At 70.9% G+C, this 24609-nt stretch carries 23 protein-coding genes and 1 tRNA gene; 7 read left to right on the forward strand and 17 right to left on the reverse strand.

Annotated features, from left to right (window positions below; genetic code table 11):
- From AB0F04_RS30350 to AB0F04_RS30365, 4 genes are all read right to left on the reverse strand, one after another.
- Positions 1–213 (reverse strand): hypothetical protein, encoded by a 213-nt coding sequence (locus AB0F04_RS30350; RefSeq protein WP_053674492.1) that lies wholly within the window; start codon positions 211–213, stop codon positions 1–3.
- 162 nt (positions 214–375) lie between these two features.
- Positions 376–1806 (reverse strand): rifampin monooxygenase, encoded by a 1431-nt coding sequence (gene rox / locus AB0F04_RS30355; RefSeq protein WP_362047124.1) that lies wholly within the window; start codon positions 1804–1806, stop codon positions 376–378.
- 384 nt (positions 1807–2190) lie between these two features.
- On the reverse strand, positions 2191–3018 hold the full coding sequence (locus tag AB0F04_RS30360; protein ID WP_362047127.1) for a hypothetical protein: 828 nt from the start codon (positions 3016–3018) through the stop codon (positions 2191–2193).
- Between the two features lie 220 nt (positions 3019–3238).
- Positions 3239–3320 (reverse strand) — tRNA-Tyr (locus AB0F04_RS30365).
- 219 nt (positions 3321–3539) lie between these two features.
- On the opposite strand from AB0F04_RS30365, the gene AB0F04_RS30370 reads away from it, so the two are divergent.
- Positions 3540–4028: a YajQ family cyclic di-GMP-binding protein gene (locus AB0F04_RS30370; protein WP_053674489.1), complete on the forward strand. Its 489-nt coding sequence runs from the start codon at positions 3540–3542 to the stop codon at positions 4026–4028.
- A gap of 105 nt (positions 4029–4133) precedes the next feature.
- On the opposite strand, the gene AB0F04_RS30375 is transcribed toward AB0F04_RS30370, so the two are convergent.
- The gene (locus tag AB0F04_RS30375) at positions 4134–4400 is read right to left on the reverse strand and encodes a GlsB/YeaQ/YmgE family stress response membrane protein (protein ID WP_362047130.1); all 267 of its coding nucleotides are present in this window, start codon (positions 4398–4400) and stop codon (positions 4134–4136) included.
- A gap of 193 nt (positions 4401–4593) precedes the next feature.
- Here AB0F04_RS30375 and AB0F04_RS30380 point away from each other — a divergent pair, with 193 nt between their 5' ends.
- Positions 4594–5856 carry an APC family permease gene (locus tag AB0F04_RS30380; RefSeq protein ID WP_362047132.1) on the forward strand — a complete coding sequence of 421 codons (1263 nt, stop codon included), beginning with the start codon at positions 4594–4596 and terminating at the stop codon, positions 5854–5856.
- A gap of 369 nt (positions 5857–6225) precedes the next feature.
- Here the strand turns inward: AB0F04_RS30380 and AB0F04_RS30385 are convergent, their stop codons facing one another.
- The 12 genes from AB0F04_RS30385 to AB0F04_RS30440 all read right to left on the reverse strand — a co-directional run bounded on the left by AB0F04_RS30385 (position 6226) and on the right by AB0F04_RS30440 (position 18231).
- Positions 6226–6618, reverse strand: a complete 393-nt coding sequence (locus tag AB0F04_RS30385) for a YccF domain-containing protein (RefSeq protein ID WP_362047135.1) — start codon at positions 6616–6618, stop codon at positions 6226–6228.
- On the reverse strand, positions 6615–7478 hold the full coding sequence (gene htpX / locus AB0F04_RS30390; protein ID WP_033309007.1) for a zinc metalloprotease HtpX: 864 nt from the start codon (positions 7476–7478) through the stop codon (positions 6615–6617). Before htpX ends, AB0F04_RS30385 begins: the two co-directional genes overlap by 4 nt.
- A gap of 309 nt (positions 7479–7787) precedes the next feature.
- Positions 7788–9311, reverse strand: coding sequence for an NADH-quinone oxidoreductase subunit N (locus AB0F04_RS30395; protein ID WP_362047139.1), 1524 nt, complete (start codon positions 9309–9311; stop codon positions 7788–7790).
- Complete coding sequence (locus AB0F04_RS30400; protein ID WP_362047142.1) at positions 9308–10882, reverse strand: NADH-quinone oxidoreductase subunit M; 1575 nt, start codon at positions 10880–10882, stop codon at positions 9308–9310. Before AB0F04_RS30400 ends, AB0F04_RS30395 begins: the two co-directional genes overlap by 4 nt.
- Positions 10883–10888: 6 nt before the next feature.
- Positions 10889–12883 carry an NADH-quinone oxidoreductase subunit L gene (locus AB0F04_RS30405; RefSeq protein WP_362047145.1) on the reverse strand — a complete coding sequence of 665 codons (1995 nt, stop codon included), beginning with the start codon at positions 12881–12883 and terminating at the stop codon, positions 10889–10891.
- Positions 12880–13278 (reverse strand): NADH-quinone oxidoreductase subunit NuoK, encoded by a 399-nt coding sequence (gene nuoK / locus AB0F04_RS30410; RefSeq protein WP_362047148.1) that lies wholly within the window; start codon positions 13276–13278, stop codon positions 12880–12882. The genes AB0F04_RS30405 and nuoK overlap by 4 nt, the downstream gene beginning before the upstream one ends.
- Positions 13278–13973, reverse strand: a complete 696-nt coding sequence (locus AB0F04_RS30415; protein ID WP_362047151.1) for an NADH-quinone oxidoreductase subunit J — start codon at positions 13971–13973, stop codon at positions 13278–13280. Before AB0F04_RS30415 ends, nuoK begins: the two co-directional genes overlap by 1 nt.
- Positions 13970–14764, reverse strand: a complete 795-nt coding sequence (locus AB0F04_RS30420; protein ID WP_362047154.1) for a 4Fe-4S binding protein — start codon at positions 14762–14764, stop codon at positions 13970–13972. The genes AB0F04_RS30415 and AB0F04_RS30420 overlap by 4 nt, the downstream gene beginning before the upstream one ends.
- A gap of 2 nt (positions 14765–14766) precedes the next feature.
- A complete protein-coding gene (locus tag AB0F04_RS30425) occupies positions 14767–15735 on the reverse strand; it encodes a complex I subunit 1 family protein (RefSeq protein WP_362047157.1) in 969 nt (322 codons plus the stop codon).
- Positions 15732–17222, reverse strand: a complete 1491-nt coding sequence (locus AB0F04_RS30430; RefSeq protein WP_362047160.1) for an NADH-quinone oxidoreductase subunit C — start codon at positions 17220–17222, stop codon at positions 15732–15734. The genes AB0F04_RS30425 and AB0F04_RS30430 overlap by 4 nt, the downstream gene beginning before the upstream one ends.
- Positions 17219–17833, reverse strand: a complete 615-nt coding sequence (locus tag AB0F04_RS30435) for an NADH-quinone oxidoreductase subunit B family protein (RefSeq protein WP_362047163.1) — start codon at positions 17831–17833, stop codon at positions 17219–17221. Before AB0F04_RS30435 ends, AB0F04_RS30430 begins: the two co-directional genes overlap by 4 nt.
- On the reverse strand, positions 17824–18231 hold the full coding sequence (locus AB0F04_RS30440; protein ID WP_104785621.1) for an NADH-quinone oxidoreductase subunit A: 408 nt from the start codon (positions 18229–18231) through the stop codon (positions 17824–17826). The genes AB0F04_RS30435 and AB0F04_RS30440 overlap by 10 nt, the downstream gene beginning before the upstream one ends.
- Before the next feature lie 225 nt (positions 18232–18456).
- On the opposite strand from AB0F04_RS30440, the gene AB0F04_RS30445 reads away from it, so the two are divergent.
- The 5 genes from AB0F04_RS30445 to AB0F04_RS30465 form a co-directional block, all read left to right on the forward strand.
- The gene (locus AB0F04_RS30445) at positions 18457–19665 is read left to right on the forward strand and encodes a sensor domain-containing protein (RefSeq protein ID WP_362047166.1); all 1209 of its coding nucleotides are present in this window, start codon (positions 18457–18459) and stop codon (positions 19663–19665) included.
- Positions 19666–19775: 110 nt separating this feature from the next.
- The gene (locus AB0F04_RS30450; protein WP_362047169.1) at positions 19776–21137 is read left to right on the forward strand and encodes a sensor domain-containing protein; all 1362 of its coding nucleotides are present in this window, start codon (positions 19776–19778) and stop codon (positions 21135–21137) included.
- Positions 21138–21439: 302 nt separating this feature from the next.
- Positions 21440–22099 carry a response regulator transcription factor gene (locus AB0F04_RS30455; protein ID WP_362047202.1) on the forward strand — a complete coding sequence of 220 codons (660 nt, stop codon included), beginning with the start codon at positions 21440–21442 and terminating at the stop codon, positions 22097–22099.
- A gap of 176 nt (positions 22100–22275) precedes the next feature.
- Complete coding sequence (locus AB0F04_RS30460) at positions 22276–24204, forward strand: 2-oxoacid:acceptor oxidoreductase subunit alpha (protein ID WP_362047172.1); 1929 nt, start codon at positions 22276–22278, stop codon at positions 24202–24204.
- On the forward strand, positions 24197–24609 hold a 413-nt coding region (locus AB0F04_RS30465; protein ID WP_362047175.1), incomplete at its 3' end, for a thiamine pyrophosphate-dependent enzyme. The genes AB0F04_RS30460 and AB0F04_RS30465, both read left to right, overlap by 8 nt.

Here is a 24609-nt window from a genome sequence, read left to right on the forward strand (position 1 = left end):
CTAGAAGAGGGGCAGTTGGCCGGGGAAGTCCGGAACCGTGTAGCCGTCCAGGGACGGCTGCTCCGGGCCCGGGCGAGCCTGGCGGCGGGAGCCCGGGCACGAGGTGAGTTCGCCGTGCTCGCGGGCGCCGGGCGGGTCGTGGCGTGCGTACCGCCCGGCGACGACGGCGATCTCACGGCGGCACTCGGGGCAGAGTCTGCGGCGGGAGGACATGGGGCCAGTGTGCCGCGCGGAGCCGCTCCCCCGCGGTTGCGGCTCCTTCTCACGTGCTGCCCCCTTGGCGTCCGGGGCGTGTGAGGAGGCGTGGCAGGGCGTGCGCCGGTGGGGTGGTGAGCTCGGCCGCCCGCACGCCCCCACCGGCCGCACGACGTCATGTCAGCCGGTTGCCGCCCCGAACCACCTCGGCAGCCGGTCGAGAAGATCCTGCTGGTCGTCGCCGGTCCATGCCACGTGTCCGTCCGGTCGCAGCAGCACCGCGGGCACGTCGAGTTCCGCGCTGACGTCGACGACGTGGCCGACGCGGTCCGACCAGCCCGCCACCGACAGCCGGCCGCCGGTCCGGTCGAGCAGCAGGCCGCGGCCGTCACGCATCCGCTCGTAGAGGCGGCCCCGCCGCAACGCCACGTCCCGCAGCCTCCGGCCGAGCAGTTCATGGCCCTCGCCGCAGTCGTAGCGGACGGCGATCGCGGTGACCTTCTCGATCAGGAGCCGGTTCACCTCCTCGAAGTCCATCAGCTCCGCCAGGAGCCGGCGCACCGCCTGCGGCCCCGGCTCTGGCGCCAGCAAGTGCATCTGCGCGCGGGTGTTGTCCAGCACCGCGGCGCCCACCGGATGGCGTTCGGTGTGGTAGCTGTCCAGCAATCCCTCGGGTGCCCAGCCGCGCAGTTCGGCGGCCAGCTTCCAGCCGAGGTTGAAGGCGTCCTGGAGGCCGAGGTTGAGCCCCTGCCCGCCGGTCGGCGGGTGGACGTGCGCGGCGTCGCCGGCCAGCAGGACCCGGCCGGTGCGGTAGCGCTCGGCCTGCCGCGTGGCGTCGCCGAAGCGGGAGAGCCAGCGCGGGGAGTGCACACCGAGATCGGTGCCGGCGAACTTGTGCAGCTGCCGCCTGAATTCCTCGAAGGTCGGCGGGGTCGTGTGGTCCTCGGCCACGCCCTCGGCGGGCACGATGACGCGGTGGACGCCGTCCCTGATCGGCATGGCGCCGAACCGGAAGTGGGTCTTGCGGACTTCGGCCATCACGGCCGCCAGTTCCTCCGGCGGGGCGGCGACCTCCATCTCGCCCATCAGCGTCTCGACCCTGGAGGGCTCGCCGGGGAAACCGACGCCGAGCAGCTTGCGCACCGTGCTGCGGCCGCCGTCGCACCCGACGAGGTAGCGGGAGCGCAGCCGCGTGCCGTCGGCCAGCTCGGCGGTCACACCGTCGTCGTCCTGGCTGAGCCCGACCAGTTCGCAGCCGCGCCGGATCTCGGCCCCGAGCTCGGCCGCGTGCTCGGCCAGCAGGCGGTCGGTGACGGGCTGCGGGATGCCGAGGACGTATCCGTGCGCGGTGTCCAGCCGGTCGGGCGCCGGCTTGGCGAGTCCGGCGAAGAAGCCGCCGAGCGGGTGCTTGCTGCCCTCGGCGAGGAAGCGCTCCAGCAGCCCGCGTTGGTCGAGCATCTCGATGCTGCGCACGTGCAGCCCGAGCGCGCGAACGTACGGGGCCGGCTCCGCCTCCTTCTCCAGTACGAGCACCCGCACGGCGTGCAGTCGCAGCTCCCCGGCCAGCATCATTCCGGTCGGACCACCGCCGGCAATGACCACATCGATCAAGGCAGACCCCAATTTTCGCCCGTTTCTGACTTCAGGCCGGAAATTGTGCGGTACGACAGGGGCCTTGCCGCAAGACCCCCCATGCGCTATACGTTGAGAGTGGCAAGGAGTGAGGAACTCCTTGCCTTTCTCATGTGTGCCAACGCATCTCATTTCACTGCGTAACGGCAGGTCAGAGGTCATCATGCGGGCTCCGGCCGCGCTGGGCCGGCGAGGTGAGGGAACGCTGATTTGCGGGGACGTTGATTTCGGGGGCACGGGGAAAGCCCCCTCTCATCTGCGTCTCCGTAGATGAGAGGGGGCTTTCCCGGTGTGCGGCGCCAATAGCCGGGCCGGGCCAGGGGAAGACCGGGCCCGGGATTTCGGCCGGATCGCCGAAGGGCGTCAGTTCACGTCGACGTAGTCGGCCGCGCTGGTGGCCGCGCCGGTCGTGGAGTTGCCGTAGTACACCCAGCGGAAGGAGCCGTCGACCGAGGCGGTGACCGTGGTCTTCAGTCCCCCGGTGCTGCTGGTGGTGGCCTTCTTGAGCGTCTTGTAGCTGTCCGTGCCCTTGGCCCGGAACTGCAGGCTGACCGTGCGGCCGCTGTAGGCGTCGTACTTCTTCGTGCTCCAGTTCGCCCGGGTCAGCTTGCCCGTGACGGTGATCGTCTTGCCCTTGACGACCGGTTCCGGCGAGGCGTTGGTGGTGGCCTTGGCCGCGCGCTTCAGCTGAACGGTCGTGGACCGCGTCTCCAGTTCCCCGGTCTTGAGGCCGCCGTCGGCCTTCCAGAGCTTGAGCGAGACGCCGACCTTCCAGCTGGTGGCGTCGCTGTTGGAGTCGACGTGTTCCTGGCTCGGATGCGGGTCGATGTAGAGGTTGCCCTCGCAGCGAGCGTGCTTGGCGTCGATCTCGAAGCAGGTGTAGCCGCCCGGCTGGATGAAGTTCTCGCCCGTGTCGGCCGCCGTCTTCATGGTGCCGCGGTAGAGGAAGGGATACGCGTCGTACCGGGAGGGGTCCGCGGTGCTGTACCCGGAGGGCAGCGCGATGTTGAAGCGTATGGGCGGCTCCACCACCTTCGACGTGCCGACGACGATCGGCTTGCCGTTGTTGATGACGATGTCCGACACGGTGATACCGGTGTCCGCCGCTTGAGCGGTCGGCGCGTTCAGCACCGAGAGCCCCAGCGCCCCCACGAGCGTGGCCACCGCGACGGTCCGTCTGACTGATTTCATTACACCTCTTCAGGAGGGTGCCGTTACAAGAGGCGGCAGCGTATCCGACACGCTCATCCCTTCCGGTCCCGGCAAGGTGCAGTGATCATGCTCACGCCCGGGGCGCCGGGGGGACCGGGGCCGGAGGGACCGCCCGGGGGCCTGGCCTGGCGAGGAGCAGACAACGAAAAACCCCCTCCGGTCAGGTACACAACCTGATCAGAGGGGGTCTTCCCCAGTGTGGCGGCGCCAGGATTCGAACCTGGGAAGGCTGAGCCGGCAGATTTACAGTCTGCTCCCTTTGGCCGCTCGGGCACACCGCCGGGGTTGCTGCCCTTCGAGCCGCTCTTCCGCGGCGCTCCGTGGCAACGACGTAAACAATACCTGATGCCGAGGGGTGCTTCGCCACCCGATTGATCAGCGCTCGGAGGGCCGCGGGTGGCTAGGCTGGTCCGGATGCGGCCCGGGACCCGAACGGGCCCTGCGACCGCCCACAACGCCGGTACGCACGATACGCACCCCGATACAAGGAGCCACAGGACATGGCCGACTCCAGTTTCGACATCGTCTCGAAGGTCGAGCGGCAGGAGGTCGACAACGCACTCAACCAGGCCGCCAAGGAGATCTCGCAGCGCTACGACTTCAAGGGCGTGGGTGCCTCGATCTCGTGGTCCGGTGAGCAGATCCTCATGGAGGCGAACTCCGAGGACCGGGTGAAGGCCATCCTCGACGTCTTCCAGTCCAAGCTGATCAAGCGGGGCATCTCGCTGAAGGCTCTGGAGGCGGGCGAGCCCCAGCTCTCCGGCAAGGAGTACAAGATCTTCTCGTCCATCAAGGAGGGCATCTCCCAGGAGAACGCGAAGAAGGTGGCGAAGACCATCCGCGACGAGGGCCCCAAGGGCGTGAAGGCGCAGGTGCAGGGCGAGGAGCTGCGGGTCAGCTCCAAGAACCGTGACGATCTGCAGGCCGTCATCGCCCTGTTGAAGAGCAAGGACTTCGACTTCGCCCTGCAGTTCGTGAACTACCGGTAGGTCCGGCCCCCCGCAGGGCCCTGGCCCACGCATCCACGGACATGAGAAGGGTGGGCACCCGCGGTGCCCACCCTTCTCGTCCGCCGGCTTCCCTCGGCGGGCGCGTCAGTCGCGCGAGTTGCCGAACAGGAGGCGGTAGGCGATCAGGAGGACGAGCGATCCGCCGATCGCCGCTGCCCAGGTCGCACCGTCGTAGAAGTCCTTGGTGACCGGGTGGTCCATCCAGCGGGCCGAGATCCAGCCGCCGATGAACGCGCCCGCGATGCCGATCAGAGTCGTGCCGACGAGGCCGCCCGGGTCGCGCCCGGGCAACAGGAACTTCGCAATGGCTCCGGCCAACAGCCCCAGGATGATCCAGCTGATGATGGTCATGCCGTGAACCTGCCCTTCCACGCTGTGCCCGCACGGTTTCGGGCATGTGATCTTGCTTTCGGCAGGCCCGGCCCATGCGTCGTACGTCGGGGATCCCGCGCGCGGCCTCCTCGCCCCGCACGTTCACGCCGTCTTGGTCGGGAAGACGCCCCGGCCACGCCCGCCGGTTGCACTGATCAGTAGGGTGCGACGCATGACAGCCTCCGGCCCTGGACTGCGCCGCACGCTCGGCGTGGGCGACGCCGTCGTCATCGGACTCGGCTCGATGGTGGGAGCCGGGATCTTCGCCGCCCTCGCGCCGGCCGCGCACGCCGCCGGCTCCGGGCTGCTCCTCGGGCTGACCGTGGCCGCTGTGGTCGCGTACTGCAACGCCATGTCGTCGGCTCGGCTCGCCGCCCTGTATCCGGCCTCGGGCGGTACCTATGTGTACGGGCGGGAGCGGCTCGGGGAGTTCTGGGGGTATCTCGCGGGCTGGTCGTTCGTGGTCGGGAAGACGGCCTCCTGTGCGGCTATGGCGCTCACCGTGGGCACGTACGTGTGGCCGGAGCAGGCGCACGCGGTGGCGGTCGCGGCCGTGGTGGCACTGACCGCGGTGAACTACGGCGGTGTCCAGAAGTCCGCCCGGCTGACGCGGGTGATCGTGGCGCTCGTCCTGTCGGTCCTCGCAGGTGTGGTGGTCGTGTGTCTGGCATCCGGTGAGGCCGACGCGGGGCGCCTGGACATCGGGGCCTCAGGCGGGGCGGACGGGGTGCTGCAGGCGGCCGGTCTGCTGTTCTTCGCCTTCGCGGGGTACGCCCGGATCGCGACCCTCGGTGAGGAGGTGCGGGATCCGGCACGGACCATCCCGCGTGCGATCCCGCTGGCGCTGGGCATCGCCCTGGTGGTCTACCTGTGTGTCGCGGTGGCTGTCCTTTCGGTACTGGGGTCGAGTGGTCTCGGGGCCACGACGGCGCCGCTGGCCGAGGCGGTGCGGGCGGCCGGGGTTCCCTGGCTCGTGCCGGTGGTGCGGGTGGGTGCCGCCGTGGCCGCGCTGGGGTCGCTGCTGGCGCTGATCCTCGGGGTGTCGCGGACGACGCTTGCCATGGCACGGGACCGGCATCTGCCGAGGGCGCTGGCCTCTGTGCATCCGCGGTTCCAGGTGCCGCACCGGGCGGAGCTGGCCGTGGGTGCCGTGGTGGCGGTCCTGGCGGCCACGGTGGACGTCCGGGGCGCGATCGGGTTCTCCTCCTTCGGTGTGCTGGCGTACTACGCCGTGGCCAACGCGTCGGCCTGGACTCTGTCTTCGGCGTGGTCGGCAAGGGTGGTGCCGGCGGTGGGGCTGGCCGGGTGTGCGGTGCTGGCGTTCTCGCTGCCCGTGGTGTCGGTCGTCGTGGGCGCGGGGGTGCTGGTGGCGGGGATCGTTGCCTATGCGGTGCGGCGGTCGAAGCAGGCAGGGGCCGGGGCAGGGGAACGGTAGGACCGGCCTCCACGAGGGCCCGCAACTGCAGGAGCGCCTGGGCTCGGGCCCGCGCGGCCTTTCAGCCCGGGCTTCGGGAGCCTCTCGGTTCAAGCCCCGCACGGCCTGCCAGCCCAGAACTTGCATGGCTTCTCGGCTCGGATCTCCCACGGCCGTTCGCCATCGTCCTTCGGGCGCCTCGTATCGCGGTGGTCGGCTCGTGGGGCGGAGTACCGCCCGGCCAGCCGGTGTTGTGAGTCTCGGTCGTCACTCGGGTCGGCAACTGCTCGATCGCGGTCATGGATCCATGATGCAGACCGCCGCTGACAGCCGGGCGGGCCTGTGGACAACCTCCGGCCTGTGGACAACGGAGGAGCGGCGTCTCTCCGTTCAGCGCACCGCGAACGGCTCGTCCGTCCGCACGATGTCGCGGCCGAGCGGAAGCAACGAGACCGGGATGAGCTTGAAGTTGGCGACGCCCAGCGGGATGCCGATGATCGTGACGCACAGGGCGATGCCGGTGGCGATGTGGCCCAGGGCGAGCCACCAGCCCGCGAGCACCAGCCACAGCACGTTGCCCACACAGGACGGCGCGCCCGCGTCACGGCGCTCGACCGTCGTGTACCCGAAGGGCCACAGGGCGTAGACGCCGATGCGGAAGGCCGCGATCCCGAACGGGATGCCGATGATGGTGATGCAGAGCAGCACCCCCGCGAGCATGTAGGCGAGGAACAGCCAGAAGCCGCTCAGCACGAGCCATATGACGTTGAGTATGGTCCTCACTGGTTCCCACCTGCCATCTTCTCGAGCCGGGCGATGCGTTCCGCCATCGGCGGGTGCGTGGAGAACATCTTCGAGAGGCCCTGGCCGGGCCGGAACGGGTTCGCGATCATCATGTGGCTGGCGGTCTCGATGCGCGGCTCGGGCGGCAGCGGGAGCTGCTTCGTGCCGAGTTCGAGCTTGCGCAGGGCGCTGGCCAGGGCGAGCGGGTCGCCGGTGAGCTGGGCACCGGAGGCATCCGCCTGGTACTCCCGCGAGCGGCTGATGGCGAGTTGGATGAGCGAGGCGGCGAGCGGGCCCAGGAGCATGATCAGCAGCATGCCGAGCAGACCGGGGCCGTCGTCGTCGTCCGAGCGTCCGATGGGGATCAGCCAGGCGAAATTGACCAGGAACATGATGACGGAGGCGAGGGCGCCGGCCACCGACGAGATGAGGATGTCGCGGTTGTAGACGTGGCTGAGCTCGTGGCCGATGACGCCACGCAGTTCACGCTCGTCCAGCAGGCGCAGGATGCCGTCGGTGCAGCACACCGCGGCGTTGCGTGGGTTGCGGCCCGTGGCGAAGGCGTTGGGGGCCTCCGTCGGGGAGATGTACAGGCGCGGCATGGGCTGGCGGGCCTGGGTGGAGAGCTCGCGGACCATGCGGTAGAGCGCCGGCGCCTCGAACTCGCTCACCGGGCGGGCACGCATCGCGCGCAGGGCCAGTTTGTCGCTGTTCCAGTAGGCGTACGCGTTGGTGGCCAGCGCTACCAGGACGGCGATGACGAGCCCCATGCGGCCGAAGAAGCTGCCGATGACGATGATGAGTGCGGACAGGCCTCCCAGGAGTATCGCTGTCCTGAGCCCGTTGTGCCGGCGGTGCACGGTACGCCCTCCAAGTCGTGCGGCAGGGGGACCCTTGCTTGCTGAATCTGCGGTGCCACTGGTGCCGCGTTCTCACGTCCAGTGGACCCTCCCGTACTGGTCAACGCCAGGCGGGAGGCTCGAGTTCCCTGGTGCGTGCGGCGGCGGGTGTGGACCGTCCGGGTGACGGCACCGACAAGCGGCACGCACGCGTGGAGCGAGTGCCCCGCACCCGTGGAGCGAGTGCCCCGCACGCGTGCGGTGTAAGCGGCCGTCATTCCGGTGGGCCTTCGCCGTCCTTCCGGTAGACGTCCGTACCCGGAGCGAGATTCAGAAGAGTTGGGTGTCGGTGAAGCGCAGGACCAGCTGGGGTGCGCCGGACAGGGCGATACCGAGGACTGCGGTCAGGGCGATCGCGGCGGTGACCGGTCCGGGGACACGGTGCTTCTCGGGTTCACCCTCCGGGGCGCGGAACAGCAGGGCCGTCCACTGGAGGTAGTAGAACAGTGCGATCACGACGTTGACGGCCATGACCACGGCCAGCCAGCCGAGCCCGGCGTCGACGGCCGCCGAGAAGACGGTGACCTTGGCGAAGAGACCGATGATGCCCGGCGGCAGTCCGGCGAGGCAGAGCAGGAAGAACGCCAGGAGCAGCGCGGACAGCGGGCTGGAGGCGTACAGGCCGCGGTAGTCGGCGATCCGGTTGGGGGTCTTCGTGCGGCCCACGAGGGCGGCCACCGCGAAGGCGCCGAGGTTCACGGCGCCGTACATCAGAGCGTAGGCGACGGTGGAGCCGATCGACTTCTCGGCGTCCCCCGAGTACGCGGCGGCGGCGATCGGCACCAGGAGGTATCCCGCCTGGCCGACGGAGGACCAGGCGAGCAGGCGGACGGCGCTGTACGCGCGCGTGGCTTGCTGGCGCAGGGCTCCGGCGTTGCCCACGGTCATGGTGAGCGCCGCCAGTGCTGCCAGGGCGGGGCCCCAGACGTCGGCGTACGACGGGAGGGCCACGACCGTGACGAGGATGAGGCCGCTGAAGCCGACCGCCTTGCCGATGACCGACAGGTAGGCCGCGATCGGCAGGGGCGCTCCCACGTAGGTGTCGGGCACCCAGAAGTGGAAGGGCACGGCGGCCGTCTTGAAGGCGAAGCCGACGAGGGTGAGGACGACGCCGGTCTGGGCGAGGGTGTGGAACTGCCCGTCGACGTGCTGGATGCGGTCGGCGACCTGGGTGAGGTAGAGGGTGCCCGTGGTGGCGTACACGAAGCTGATGCCCATCAGGCTGACCGCGGTCGCGGTGACCGAGGACAGGAAGAACTTCAGCGCCGCCTCCGAGGACTTCCGGTCGCCGTACCTGAGGCCGACCAGTGCGAAGGCGGGCAGAGAGGCGACCTCCAGGGCGACGATCAGGGTCGCGAGGTCGCGGGAGGCGGGCAGGAGGGCGGCACCGGCCGCGGAGGACAGCAGCAGGAACCAGTACTCGCCTTCGGGGAGCTCCTTGCGGGCGTCCTTCAGGGCCGTGACCGACAGGAGGGCGGCGAGGAGAGCGCCGCCGAGGACCAGGAACTGGATGACCAGGGTGAAGCGGTCGGCCGTGTAGCTGCACACGGTGGTGTCACCGGTCAGGCAGAAGGTGCTGCGGTCGCCGTCCAGGAGGGGCAGCAGCATCAGCGTGGCGGCGGCCAGGCCCGCCACCGATGTCCAGCCGAGCACGGCCTTGCGGTGTTCGGCGACGAACAGGTCGGCCACCAGGACGACGAGTGCGACGACCGCCACGATGGTGGGCGGGGCGATCGCGAGCCAGTCGACGGACTGGACCAGCGACGCCGCCGGGGGCTGGACCGGGGAGCTCATCGGGTGCCTCCTGCGAGGAGCTGCTGGACGGCCGGGTCGCTCAGGCCGAGGAGGACTCTGGGCCACAGGCCCGCGACGACGGTGAGGGCCACGAGCGGGGTCCACGCCGCGAACTCGTAGGCACGGACGTCGGGGAGCGTCGGAGCGTCCTGGGGCCGGGCGCCCATGCAGACGCGGCGGACCACGACCAGCAGGTAGGCGGCCGTCAGCAGCGTGCCGAACGCCCCGATCGCCATGAAGGTGAGGAAGGCCGGCCGGCTGAGTCCCTCGGCGGGCCGGAACGCGCCGAACAGGGCCAGCATCTCGCCCCAGAACCCGGCCAGGCCCGGCAGGCCGAGCGAGGCGACGGCGGCGAAGGCGAGCAGGCCGCCGAGGCGCGGGGCCTTGCCGTAGAGGGCGGCGCCGGTCTCCTCGGCGAGGGTGTCGAGGTCGGTGGTGCCGGTGCGGTCCTTCAGCGCGCCGACCAGGAAGAAGAGCAGGCCGGTGATGAGGCCGTGGGCGATGTTGGCGAACAGGGCGCCGTTCACGCCGGTCGGGGTCATGGTGGCGATGCCGAGCAGCACGAAGCCCATGTGGCCGACGGAGGAGTAGGCGATGAGGCGCTTGAGGTCGCCTTTCGCGCCCTGCTTGGCGAGGGCCAGGCAGGCCAGGGATCCGTAGATGATGCCGACGACCGCCAGGGCGGCGAGGTAGGGCGCGAAGGTGCGGAACCCCTCGGGTGCGATGGGAAGCAGGATCCGGACGAACCCGTACGTACCCATCTTCAGCAGCACGCCGGCGAGGAGGACCGAGCCGACGGTCGGCGCGGCGGTGTGGGCGTCGGGCAGCCAGCTGTGCAGCGGCCACATCGGCGTCTTCACCGCGAGTCCGATCCCGATCGACAGAACGGCGATGACCTGCACGGATGTGCTCAGTGACCGGCCGTTGTCAGTGGCCAGTGCCATCATGTCGAACGTGCCCGCCTTGATCCCGATCAGGAGCAGGCCGAGCAGCATGACCACGGAGCCGAGCAGGGTGTAGAGGATGAATCGCCAGGCGGCCTGGCTCCGGCCCTCGCCGCCCCAGCGGGCGATGAGGAAGTACATCGGGATGAGGACCATCTCGAAGGCGAGGAAGAACAGCACCAGGTCGAGGACGGCGAAGGTCGCGAGCGTGCCGGCTTCGAGGACGAGCAGCAGGGCGACGAAGGCCTTCGGGGTCGGCCCTTCGGGCATCTTGAAGTACGAGTAGAGCGCGCAGAGGAAGGTCAGCAGCGCGGTGAGGACCAGGAGGGGGAGGGAGATGCCGTCGATGCCGAGGTGGATGCGTACGTCGAGTGCGGGAATCCAGCTGATGTCGGTGCTGGCCTGCATCTTCGACGGCTGGTCGTGGTCGAAGCCGAGCGCGAGGACGATCGCCGCGATGAGGATCGCGCCGGTGACCGTGACACCGTGCCGGAGGACGGCCTGCTCGGGTGACTTCCCCTTCAGCCCGGGCGGGGCGGGCAGCAGAGCCGCGGCGGCGCCCAGGAGCGGGCCGACGACAACGAATGCCAGAAGGAACTGCATCACGGACTCGTTGATATCGATCACGCCTGCTCACGCTCCCGTGGCGACGAGGACGACGGCGACCGCGAGGACGACGGTGCCGGCGAGCAGCGCGCTCACATAGGTCTGGACGTTGCCGGTCTGGGACCGCCGTACGGCGGCGCCGAGCCAGCGGGGCAGCTCCCCCGCACCGCGGACATAGGTCTCGACGACCTCGCGGTCGAGGAACCTGACGAGGCTCGCCCCGGCCTGGACCGGGCGGACGAAGAGGGCCGTGTACACCGCGTCCAGGTGGAAGCCGGCGGCCGCGTGGCGGTGCAGCGGGCCGAGCAGGAGCCGCCCGGGATCGGCGGGGTCGGGCGCGTAGGCGATGTCGCCGTAGGCCGGCTCATGGGTGGCGATGGCTTCTGCCTCGACCTGGGCGGCGTCGCCCTCGGGATGCGCCGCGACGGCTCCCAGCGGGACGCGGGCCGCGAGGGCGGTGGTGTGCCGCCAGGCGGCGTAGGTGACGATGCCGCCGACCAGGGCCACGCCCGTGCCGAGCACGGAGGTGGTCAGGGTCGGGCCGAGGTCCCGGCCGTCGAACCAGTCGGGAAGCAGGCGGAACGCGAACCCGCCGAGGGCCAGGGACGGGACGGCGAGGACCCACAGCACGACGGTCATCGTCAGGGGCTGCCTGCCGTGGTCGGGGGCTTCGGGACCCTGGCCGCGGAAGGCGAGCAGCCACAGGCGCATGGCGTAGGCGGCGGTGAGCACGGCTGTGAGCAGGCCGGCGACGAGGACGATCCAGCCCGCGGCGGCGGGGGCGTGCTCGGTGTGCCCGGTGACGACGTGCTCGGCGACACCGAGGACGGCCTCCTTGGAGAAGAAACCGCTGAACGGCGGGATCGCGGCGAGCGCGAGCAGCGCCACGGTCATCGTCCAGTAGGCGTCGGGGATGCGGTCGCGCAGGTTCCGCATGCGGGACATGGCGGCGAGCGAGTTGGTGCCGGCGGCGTGGATGATCACGCCGGCCGCGAGGAACAGCAGCGCCTTGAAGGCGCCGTGGGACAGGAGGTGGAAGACGGCGGCCCCGCGGTCGCCGACGGCGAGAGCGCCGGTCATGTAGCCGAGCTGGCCGATCGTCGAGTAGGCGAGGACGCGCTTGATGTCGTCCTGGGCGAGCGCGGCGAGCGCGGAGCCGGTCATCGTGACGGCGGCCATGACCGCGAGGACGACCATCGCGGCCTGGGAGGCCTCGAAGACCGGGAGGAGACGGGCGATGAAGTAGACACCTGCGGCCACCATCGTCGCCGCGTGGATCAGGGCGGAGACGGGGGTCGGGCCCGCCATCGCGTCGGGGAGCCAGGTGTGCAGCGGGAACTGCGCGGACTTGCCCGCCACTCCCGCCAGGAGCAGCAACGCGATGAGCGTCGGGTTGTCGAGCCCGCCGGACGCGACGGTGCCGAGGATGCGGGTGATGCGGAACGAGCCGGCGTCGGTGGCGAGGGCGAACAGGCCGATGAGGAAGGGGACGTCGCCGAGCTTGGTGACGAGGAAGGCCTTGAGGGAGGCGGCGCGGGCCTCCGGGGTCTCCCAGTAGTGGCCGACGAGGAAGTAGGAGCAGATGCCCATGACCTCCCAGCCGACCAGCAGCACGATCAGGTCGCCGGAGTAGACGACCAGGAACATCGCGGAGGTGAACAGCGAGACGAGGGCGGCGTAGGAGGGGTAGCGCGGGTCGTCGCGCAGATAGCCCGTCGAGTAGATCTGCACGCAGGAGGCGACCAGGCCGACCAGCACGGCGACGAGGGCGGCGAAGCCGTCGATGTGCAGGGCGAGCTCGATCGGGACCGAGCCGGTGGGGGTGAGTTCCGTGGCCGAGTCGACGGCCGCTCCGCCGCCCTGGCGTACGGCGACCAGTGCGGCGAGCACCAGGGAGGTGAGCGTCGGCAGGACGGCGAGGGGGCGGACGAAGCCGGGTGCCGTGCGGCCCAGCAGCAGGCCGGCGGCGGCGCCGAGGAACGGAAGGAGGGGGACGAGGGCGGCGAGGGTGGTGGTGGTCACGCGGTGGCCTCAGCCTTCTGGGCCTCGTCGGACTGCTGGGCCGGGCGGGCGTCGTGGTCGGGGTCGTCGGGGTCGTGCCGTTCGGCGGTGTCGCGGAGCTTGTCGATGTCCGAGGTGCCGCGGTTGCGGTGGACGGCCAGGACGATGGCCAGCCCGATGCCGATCTCGGCGGCGGCGATGGCGATGGTGAACAGGGTCAGGGCCTGACCGGAGTGCAGGGTCTCCCTGGCGGCCTTGCTGAGCCAGACGTCGAAGGCGACCAGGTTCAGGTTGACGGCGTTGAGCATGAGCTCGACCGACATCAGGACCAGGATCGCGTTGCGACGGGCCAGGACTCCGTACAGACCCGTGCAGAAGAGCAGGACGGAGAGCACGGCGGGGTAGGCGAGGTGCATCAGCGGGTGCCTTCCTGCTCGGAACGCCCCGAATGGCCTGAACCTGAACTCTCCGTGACCGTCCGGGAACTCCTGGTGGCACCTGGGGCGTTCACGGGGGGAGAGCTCGACTCCGCCTTCGCCTTGCGGGACAGGACGATGGCGCCGACCAGTGCGGCGAGGAGGAGAACGGAGAGGGCCTCGAAGGGGAGCACCCAGTTCTGGAAGAGACTCGCGCCGGTGGCCTCGGTGGAGCCGGCGGCGGGGCCGTCCAGGTCGATCCAGGTCGTGCGGAAGGCGTCGACGACGACCCAGACCAGAGCGGCGGCAGCGGCGACGGCCACGACGAGGGCGGCCCAGCGGTTGCCGGAGTCGGCATCCGGAGAGCGCCCGATGGGGGCCCTGGTGAGCATCAGACCGAACAGGAGGAGGACGACGACGGAACCGACATAGATGAGGACCTGCACCCACGCGATGAACTCGGCGGTGAGCAGGAGGTACTCGACGGCGAGTCCGCCGAGGGTGACCACCAGCCACAGGGCGGCGTGCACCAGCTGCCTGGTGGTGACGGTGACGAGGGCGGCGCCGAAGGTCACCAGGCCGACGAGGAGGAAGGCGATCTCGACGCCGGTCGGGGAGAGGAAGCCGTGGGTCTGCGCGGCGGCCCCGGTGGCCGGACCGGTCGCGAGGAGAGCGGGGTGTGCGGCGAGCGTCATTCCGCGCCCTCCTGCCCGGGCTTGGGGCGATCCGGCTTCGGGTGACCCGGCTCCGGACGAGTCGGCCTGGGGCGATCCGGTTCCTGGCGGATCGGCTCCCGGTGGTCCGGGTCCTGACGGCCCGGCTCCTGGCGGTCCGGCTTCGGCTGGTCGGTCTGCTGCTGGGAGTCGCCCTGGGGCCGGGTGGGCTGTTCGGCGGCGCGGGCCTGCTCGTCGGCGTGGGGTTCGGCGGCCGGCGGGGCCTGCTGGGCGGCCAGCTTGTCGGCGGCCTTGCGGGCGGCGGCGAGTTCCTTCGGTTCCTCCGCGCCGGGGTCGAGGGCCGGCGGGGCCGGGACGGTCCACATCCACTCGCGGAGCTTGTCGCGCTCGTGCGTGAGGTCGCGGATGTCGGTCTCGGCGTACTCGAACTCAGGTGACCAGAACAGGGCGTCGAAAGGACACACCTCGATGCAGATACCGCAGTACATGCACAGGGAGAAGTCGATGGCGAAGCGGTCGAGGACGTTGCGGCTGCGCTCCCGGCCCCCCGGGGCCGCCGGCGGGACCGTCTCCTTGTGGGAGTCGATGTAGATGCACCAGTCCGGGCACTCGCGGGCGCACAGCATGCAGACGGTGCATTTCTCCTCGAACAGGCCGATCACACCGCGGGTGCGGGGCGGGAGGTCGGGCTGGGCGTCGGGGTACTGCGCGGTGACGGACTTCCTCGTCATCGTGCGGAGGGTGACGGCCAGGCCCTTGGCGAGGCCACGGCCGGGGATGCGGGGCCGGGTGGGCGGAAGCGACTCAGCCATGGTTACCGGATCACCACCTTGACGATGCCGGTGAGGGCGATCTGGGCGAGGGAGAGGGGGACGAGGAGGGTCCAGGCGAGCTTCTGCAGCTGGTCCTCGCGCAGGCGCGGATAGGTGACGCGCAGCCAGATCACGAGGAAGGCGAGGACGGCGGTCTTCAGCAGGGTCCAGACCCAGCCGAGGCCGTCGGCGCCCCAGGGGCCGTGCCAGCCGCCCAGGAAGAGGACGGTGGTCAGGCCGCACAGGACGACGATTCCGGCGTACTCGGCGAGGAGGAAGAGAGCGAAACGGAGGCCGGTGTACTCGGTGTAGGCGCCGAAGATGATCTCCGAGTCGGCGACGGGCATGTCGAAGGGCGGGCGCTGGAGTTCGGCGAGTCCGGCCACGAAGAACACGATCGCGCCGACGATCTGCCAGGGCAGCCACCACCACTCGAAGGCGTCGAGGATGCCGGGGAGGGAGACGGTGCCGGCCGCCATGGCCACCGAGGCGGCGGTCAGGAGCATCGGCAGTTCGTAGGCGAGGAGCTGGGCGGCGGTGCGCAGTCCGCCGAGGAGGGAGAACTTGTTCGCGGACGCCCAGCCGGCCATGAGTGAGCCGAGGACGCCGACGCCCATGACGGCCAGGACGAAGAAGACGCCCGCGTCGATGACCTGCCCGACGGCTCCCTCGCCGGGGCCGACGGGGATGGCGAGCAGGACGAGGAGGTAGGGCAGGAGGGCGACGGCGGGGGCCAGTTGGAAGATGCGGCGGTCGGCGCCCGCGGGGACGACGTCCTCCTTCTGCGCGAACTTCACGCCGTCGGCGATCAGCTGGGCCCAGCCGTGGAAGCCACCGGCGTACATGGGGCCGAGGCGGCCCTGCATATGGGCCATGACCTTGTGTTCGGTCTGGCCGATGATCAGGGGGAAGGTGAGGAAGACGACGAAGACGACCAGGAGTCGCAGGGCGACGTCGAGCACGTCGTTCACTGCGGGCCTCCTGTGGGGTCCTCGGGGGTGGCGGGGTCGGCCGGATCACCGGTCTCGCCGGGTTTGGCGGTGGGTTTCGCGTCGTCGTCCGTGGGCTTCGTCTCGTCCGCCGGGCCCGAGGAACCCGAGCCCGGGGCGTCCGAGGAACCCGAGCCCGGGGTGTCCCTGGTACCCGAGCCCGGGGTGTCCCTGGTACCCGAGCCCGGGGTGTCCCTGGTACCCGAGCTCGGGGTGCCCGAGGAACCCGGGGCATCGGGGGCGTTCGGGGCATCCGGCGAGCTGGTGGGGCTCTGCGGGGCTTTGGAGGACTCCGGGTTGTCCGCGGGCTCGGTGGGCTGCGACGCGACCGACGGCAACTGAGGCGGCAACTGCGCTGCTTCCGGCGACGGTTCGGGGGCCGGTTCATCGAAGGCGGGACGGGCGTGGTGCCAGGGGGCGTCCGAGCTGCGCGGGGAGTTCGAGGCTTCGGAACCAGGCGTCGCCGGCTCGGGGCGGCCAGGCTGTGGGGATCCGGAGCCGGGCGTCGGAGATGCGGCAGTGCTGGGCTGCTGGCTTGCCGATCCCTGTGCCGCCGAGCGGTTCCGGCGCGGCCCCGCCGAGGCCCGGGCCGTCGGCTCGCCGGGGGTCGACTGGCTCGCCGAGCCCTCGGCGGCCGTACGCCCACGGCGCGGAACAGCCGGAGCCTGCGCACGGGGAGCCGGGGTGTCCGCACCACCGGCAGCCGAGGTTTCCGTGCCCGCGGCCGGAGACCCTTCACCGGCAGCAGACTGGCTCGCCGAGCCTTCCGATGCCGAGCGGGTTCGGCGGGGCGGGCGTTCTCCCGCGGGGCGTTCCCCCGGGGGGCGTGCCGCGGATCGGGCGGGACGGTCGCCTGCGGCGCGGGCCGCGCCGCGGGCCGGGCGTGCGGGGGCCGGCGGGAGCTGGCCCTTGAGGGGGCCCCATTCGTTGGGGTCGGGGACGCCGGGCGGGAGCATCTGACGGCGCTTGGGGCCGCCGTGGTCCGACTCGCCCGGCTCCTTCGCGCCGGGCCAGGCCTTGGCCACGCGGGCGGCGAGGACGAAGTCCTTGCGCAGGGGGTGGCCTTCGAAGTTCTCGGGCAGGAGGAGGTGGTCGAGCGCCGGGTGGCCGTCGAAGGTGATGCCGAACATCTCGTACGTCTCGCGTTCGTGCCAGGCGGCGCCCGCGTAGACGTCGACCGCCGAGGGCAGGGTGGGGGCGTCGTGCGGGACCGTCGTACGCAGCAGGAGGCGTCGGACGGGAGAGAGCGCGGCGACGTGGGCCGTGACGCGGAAGCCCGTACCCGGTTCGTCGACGGCGCTCAGCCAGTCGAAGTAGGTGCAGCCGAGGCGGTCGCGGGCGGTCTCCAGGGCGGTGATCCAGGCTGCCGGGGGGACGTCGACCGTCAGGACCTCGTAGGACTCCTCGGCCGTGGCGTCGGGGCCGAAGAGTTCCTCGGCGGTGGCGGGCAGCCAGCCGACGGCGGTCATCGCCCCTCCCCCGGGGCCGTCTCCGGGGCGGGCGGCCGCACCAGTCCGCTCTGCAGTGCCGCAGCCGAGGGGCGCTCGGCACCGCTGCCGTACCGCTCCCCCAGCGACTCGCGGGCGATCTTCTCCTGGAGCTTGAGGATGCCCTGGAGCAGCGCCTCGGGGCGGGGCGGGCAGCCGGGGACGTAGACGTCGACGGGGATGATCTGGTCGACGCCCTTGGTGACGGAGTACGAGTCCCAGTAGGGGCCGCCGCAGTTGCTGCACGCGCCGAAGGAGATGACGTACTTCGGTTCCGGCATCTGCTCGTAGAGGCGCTTCACGGCCGGGGCCATCTTGTCCGTGACCGTGCCGGAGACGACCATCAGGTCGGCCTGGCGGGGGCCCGGGGCGAACGGGATGACGCCGAGGCGGATGAAGTCGTGGCGGGCCATCGACGCGGCGATGAACTCGATCGCGCAGCAGGCGAGGCCGAAGTTGAAGACCCAGAGCGAGTAGCGGCGGCCCCAGTTGAGGACGACCTTCATCGGCTCGGGGGCGAGGCGGGCCAGGGCGCCCAGCCGCTTGGGCTCGGGCAGCAGAACAGGCTCGGACACCGAGGGGTTCACGTCCATGCCAGGACGCCCTTCTTGTAGGCGTAGAGCAGGCCGACCGCCAGGAAGCCGAGGAAGATGAACATCTCGGCCAGGGTCGTCGCGCCGTAGCCGGGGGCGGCGAAGACGGTCGCCCAGGGGAACAGGAAGATCGAGTCGACGGCGAAGATCACGTAGAGGAAGGCGTACACGTAGTAGCGGACCTGGGTGTGGGCCCAGCCCTCGCCGACGGGGTCGACGCCGCACTCGTACGTCAGGAGCTTCTCGGGGGTGGGGACCACGGGCCGCAGCAGGCGGCCGGCCCCGAAGGCGACGGCGACGAACAGCACGCCGATCACGGCGAGCAGTCCGACGACCGAGTAGGACTGGAAGTAGTCCGCCGCGACGACGGTCGTGGTGACGACGGTCGGTTCCGGCACGTCCGTCCCTCGCTCCCTCAGAATTTCGGACCTGGATCCTTCGACGAGGCCGCGGCTCGCTGGGTGCCGCCGTTCGGCGATCTGTACGCACGGGAGTCTAGGCCCTGATAAGGGCAGGGTAAGCAGCCCGTCACCGCCGGGCATACGGGGGGTGGGGTTTTCCTCAGTCGATCCTGGCGGTCCCCCTCATGGCGCAGCCGTCCGCCGCCGGGCAGGCTGACGCACATGACCCAACGCATCCCGTCCTCGGGCACGACGGCGGCCCGGTCGGCGGCCGGGCCGGACGACCGTCCGCCGCCGGCCCGTCTCGCCTATGACCGGCACACCTGGAAAGAGATCGCGCACCTGCTGGCGAACCTTCCGGTCGCGCTGCTCGGTTTCACCTATGTGGTGACGATGCTGTCCGTCGGTTTCGGGCTGACCGTCACGGTGGTCGGGTTCCCGCTGCTCGCGGCCGGTCTGATGGGTGCGCGGCTGTTGGGCAGGCTGGAGCGGGCGCGGGCCCGGGCGCTGCTCGGGGTGCGGATCGAGGAGCCGAGCCGGCTGCGCCTGTGGGGTGAGGGCGGCTTCTTCCAGCGGTTGTGGATGCAGCTGAAGGACCCGGTGGGCTGGCGCACGGTGCTGTACGAGTTCATCCGGCTGCCGTGGGGGGTGCTCACCTTCACCGTCACGCTGGTCTCGCTGTTCGTGCTGTGGCCGGTGCTGCCCTTCATCGCGCGGGGGCTGGCCAATGCCGACCGGGCCATGGTGCGGGCGCTGCTGTCACCCTCGGACGAGCTCGAGCGGCGGATCGCCGAGCTGGAGTCGGACCGGGGGGTCGTGGTGGACACGGCCGCGGCCGACCTTCGGCGCATCGAGCGGGACCTGCACGACGGGGCGCAGGCCCGGCTGGTCAATCTGGCGATGGGGCTCGGCCTGGCGAAGGAGAAGGTGCTGGAGGATCCCGACGCGGCGGCGGCGATGGTCGAGGAGGCGCACGGCGAGGTGAAGCTGGCGCTGCAGGAGCTGCGGGACCTGGCACGCGGCATCCATCCGGCGGTGCTGACCGACCGGGGTCTGGACGCGGCCCTGTCCTCGGTGGCTTCGCGCTGCACGGTCCCCGTGAAGGTGACGGTCGACCTGCCGGAGCGGCCGGCCGCGGCCATCGAAGGCATCGCCTACTTCACCGTCTCGGAGCTGCTGCAGAACGTCAGCAAGCACAGCGGGGCGAAGTCGGCCTCGGTGGATGTGTGGCGGACCGACACCCGGCTGCTGATTCAGGTGGGGGACGACGGGGTGGGCGGCGCGAGCCTCGGCGGCGGTACGGGGATGAAGGGCCTGGCGGACCGGCTGGACGCCGTCGACGGGCTGTTCGTCCTGGAGTCGCCTGAGGGCGGCCCGACGACGGTCACCGCGGAACTGCCGTGGCGTGACCGGTCCGAGGCCCGGGGGTAGGGAAAACCCCCCGCTCAACACGCCGACGTACTCCATGGTCCGCCGGCCTGCGGCGGAGCAGGGTGGAGGTACGGGAGCACAGTCGCGTGACGAGGAGAAGGACGGCGCCGATGGCCACGGAGTACGGACAGGGGTACGGGCTCGACGGTGGGTCCGGGTTCCCCGGGAGCACCGAACGGCGGTACCGGCTGCCGGCCGCACTGCGGGCGCCGGTCGAGGGCCGCTCGTGGCGCGAGTTCGCCCATGTGCTGCTCAGCCTGCCGGTCGGCATCCTGATGTTCACCTACGCGGTCACGATGGTGTCGCTGGGGGCGGGGCTGCTGGTCACGTTCATCGGGATTCCGGTGCTGGCGGCGGCGCTCGCCGGGTGCCGCGGTATCGGGGCGCTGGAGCGGGCGCGGGCGCGGGCGCTGCTGGGCATGGAGGTGGGCGAGCCGGAGCCGTTGCGGGCGGCCAAGCCGGGCGCGATGGCGTGGATGGGGGCCGTCCTCAAGAGCGGCGCCTCGTGGCGGGCGCTGCTGTACGCGGTGCTGCATCTGCCCTGGGCGGTGTTCTCGTTCGTCGTCGCCGTGAACGTGTGGGTGCTGGGCTGGGGGCTGCTGACGTATCCGCTGTGGTTCTGGGCGCTCCCGATGCGGGCCGGCACGGACGGGTTCCAGCTGTACAGCAGCGAGACGCGCGGGATCCGCCTCGACAACCCCTTCGAGATCACGGTGACCGCGCTGGTGGGGCTGCTGTTCACGATCGCGGCGCCGTGGATCGTGCGGGCGCTGACGATGGTGGACCGGCTGCTGGTGCACGGGCTGCTCGGGCCGTCGCGGCTGGTCTCGCGGGTGGTGGAGCTGGAGTCGGACCGGGGGGTGGTGGTCGACACCGCGGCGGCCGATCTGCGGCGGATCGAGCGGGATCTGCACGACGGGGCGCAGGCCCGGCTGGTGGCGCTGGCCATGGATCTGGGGCTGGCGAAGGAGAAGCTCCATGAGGATCCGAGGGCGGCCGCGCGGATGGTGGACGAGGCGCACGGCGAGGTGAAGACGGCGCTGCAGGAGCTGCGGGACCTGGCGCGCGGCATCCACCCGGCGGTCCTGACCGACCGGGGTCTGGACGCGGCCCTGTCCTCGGTGGCATCGCGGTGCACGGTCCCGGTGCGGGTCGAGGTCGACCTAGGGGAGCGGCCGGCGCCGGCGATCGAGGGGATCGCGTACTTCACGGTGTCGGAGCTGCTGCAGAACATCAGCAAGCACGCGCGGGCCACCTGGGCCGGGGTGGAGGTGTGGCGGACGGAGAACCGGCTGATGCTGCAGGTGGTGGACAACGGCGTGGGCGGGGCCGACGCGTCCCGGGGCTCGGGTCTGGCGGGTCTGGCGGACCGGCTCGACGCGGTGGACGGGATCCTGGTGGTGGATTCGCCGGCGGGCGGCCCGACCCGGGTGACCGCGGAGTTGCCGTGGCGGGGAGCTCATGTGCGGTGACCTGCGGTCGGGGGCCGGTGCCGGGGCTCCGCCCCGGTGACCTGGCCAGGCCGCTCCGCCCCCTGGGCCGGCGGCCTTCGCCCGTCCGCCGTCCGACGCGGTGGGCCAGGAAGCAAGGCCAGGGGACCGGCCGGACGAGAGCCGCGGGGCCCCCGATTCCGTCGGCCAAGAGGCCGCTCCTGCCCCCATCCACCCCCCGACCCTGAAATGCTGGACCCGTCGCACGGGTGGGCGCGCAGCCGTTGTGGGCTGCGGACGGGCGGCATCGGGCTGTGGGGGGCCGGACAATCGTGGAGGACAGGGTGCGGGTGGTCATCGCCGAGGATTCAGTGCTGCTCAGGGAGGGCCTGACCCGGCTGCTGACCGACCGGGGTCACGACGTCGTCGCCGGTGTGGGTGACGGCGTGGCACTGATCAAGACCATCACGGAGCTGGACGCGCAGGGCGAGCTGCCGGACGTGGTCGTGGCCGACGTCCGTATGCCGCCGACGCACACCGACGAGGGGGTGCGGGCGGCGGTGCAGCTGCGCAAGGCCCACCCGGGACTCGGGGTGCTGGTGCTGTCGCAGTACGTGGAGGAGCGCTACGCCACGGAGCTGCTCGCGGGATCCAGCCGGGGTGTCGGCTACCTGCTGAAGGACCGGGTCGCCGAGGTACGGGAGTTCGTGGACGCGGTGGTGCGGGTCGCGGAGGGCGGTACGGCGCTCGACCCGGAGGTGGTCGCGCAGCTGCTGGGACGCAGCCGCAAGCAGGACGTGCTGGCGGGGCTCACCCCGAGGGAGCGTGAGGTGCTGGGGCTGATGGCCGAGGGGCGGACGAACTCGGCGATCGCACGGCAGCTCGTGGTCAGCGACGGGGCGGTCGAGAAGCACGTCAGCAACATCTTCATGAAGCTGGGGCTGTCCCCGAGCGAGGGCGACCACCGCAGGGTCCTGGCCGTGCTGACGTATCTGAACTCCTGACGTTCACGATCCCCGCCACCGGAAACCCGGACAAAGACGGACGCATAGCCATACCGAAGTCGTGTCCAAGATGCGAATGACCCGAAGAACGCGACCCCCGCGGTCGTAGTGTTGATCCTGGGAAGGCCTCCGGGAGGGCCTGTCCCGGACAGCGTCCTCTAGGGAGGTCCAGTTCAGTGACCAGCCAGGTCAGTAGCCCAGCGGAGCAGGCCGACGAAGCAGTCGCAGAGGAGCAGCGCAAAGCGGCGGGCGCGAAGGACGTGCGTCGTCTGGACCGGGTGATCATCAGGTTCGCGGGGGACTCGGGTGACGGTATGCAGCTCACCGGTGACCGTTTCACCTCGGAGACGGCGTCGTTCGGCAACGACCTGTCGACGCTGCCGAACTTCCCGGCCGAGATCAGGGCGCCCGCCGGGACCCTGCCGGGTGTGTCGTCGTTCCAGTTGCATTTCGCCGATCACGACATCCTCACGCCCGGCGACGCGCCGAACGTGCTGGTGGCCATGAACCCGGCGGCACTGAAGGCGAACATCGGCGACCTGCCGCGCGGTGCCGAGGTGATCGTCAACACGGACGAGTTCACCCGGCGGGCGATGCAGAAGGTCGGCTACGAGACGTCCCCGCTGGAGGACGGCTCGCTGGACGGCTACCACCTGCACCCGGTGCCGTTGACGACGCTCACGGTCGAGGCGCTGAAGGAGTTCGACCTGAGCCGTAAGGAGGCCGAGCGCAGCAAGAACATGTTCGCGCTGGGTCTGCTGAGCTGGATGTATCACCGGCCCACCGAGGGCACGGAGAAGTTCCTGAGGTCGAAGTTCGCGAAGAAGCCCGACATCGCGGCCGCCAACATCGCGGCGTTCCGGGCGGGCTGGAACTTCGGGGAGACGACGGAGGACTTCGCGGTCTCCTACGAGGTGGCGCCGGCGGCGACGGCGTTCCCGCCGGGTGTGTACCGCAACATCTCCGGCAACCTCGCCCTGTCGTACGGGCTGGTCGCGGCGAGCCGGCAGGCGGATCTGCCGTTGTACCTGGGGTCGTACCCGATCACTCCGGCCTCGGACATCCTGCACGAGCTGAGCAAACACAAGAACTTCGGGGTGCGCACGTTCCAGGCGGAGGACGAGATCGCCGGGATCGGGGCGGCGCTGGGTGCGGCGTTCGGTGGTTCGCTTGCGGTGACGACGACGTCCGGTCCGGGTGTGGCGCTGAAGTCGGAGACGATCGGCCTGGCGGTGTCCCTGGAGCTGCCGCTGCTGGTCGTGGACATCCAGCGCGGCGGCCCGTCGACGGGTCTGCCGACCAAGACGGAGCAGGCGGATCTGCTGCAGGCGATGTTCGGGCGCAACGGTGAGGCGCCGGTGCCGGTGGTGGCGCCGCGCACCCCGGCCGACTGCTTCGACGCCGCGCTGGAGGCGGCCCGGATTGCGCTGACGTACCGCACGCCGGTGTTTCTGCTGTCCGACGGCTATCTGGCCAACGGCTCCGAGCCGTGGCGGATCCCGGACATCGAGGAGCTGCCGGACCTGCGGGTGCAGTTCGCGCAAGGGCCCAACCACACGCTCGACGACGGCTCCGAGGTGTTCTGGCCGTACAAGCGCGACGCCGAGACGCTGGCCCGCCCCTGGGCGATCCCGGGCACGCCGGGGCTGGAGCACCGCATCGGCGGCATCGAGAAGCAGGACGGCACGGGCAACATCTCCTACGACCCGGCCAACCACGACTTCATGGTGCGCACCCGCCAGGCGAAGATCGACGGCATCGACGTGCCCGACGTCGAGGTGGACGACCCGCACGGGGCGAAGACGCTGGTGCTGGGGTGGGGTTCGACCTATGGGCCGATCACGGCGGCGGTGCGGCGGCTGCGCCGGGCCGGGGAGTCGATCGCGCAGGCGCATCTGCGCCACCTCAACCCCTTCCCGCGGAATCTGGGTCCGGTGCTGCAGCGTTACGACAAGGTGGTGATCCCCGAGATGAACCTCGGGCAGCTCGCCACGCTCATCCGGGCGAAGTACCTGGTCGACGCCCACTCCTACACCCAGGTCAACGGCATGCCGTTCAAGGCGGAACAGCTCGCCGCGGCTCTGAAGGAGGCCATCGATGGCTGAGACGTCCACGCACGGCGCGGGCACCGTCGAAGCGCTGTCCCTCGTCCCCAAGGCCGAGGGCAGGCAGTCGATGAAGGACTTCAAGTCCGATCAGGAAGTGCGCTGGTGCCCGGGCTGCGGCGATTACGCCATCCTCGCCGCGGTGCAGGGCTTCATGCCGGAGCTGGGGCTGGCGAAGGAGAACATCGTCTTCGTCTCGGGCATCGGCTGCTCCTCCCGTTTCCCGTACTACATGAACACCTACGGGATGCACTCCATCCACGGCCGCGCCCCCGCCATCGCCACCGGGCTGGCCAGCTCGCGCCGGGATCTGTCGGTGTGGGTGGTCACCGGTGACGGCGACGCGCTGTCCATCGGCGGCAACCACCTCATCCACGCCCTGCGCCGCAACGTCAACCTCAAGAT

The sequence above is a fragment of the Streptomyces sp. NPDC029041 genome (assembly GCF_040637515.1).
GTDB lineage: Bacteria > Actinomycetota > Actinomycetes > Streptomycetales > Streptomycetaceae > Streptomyces.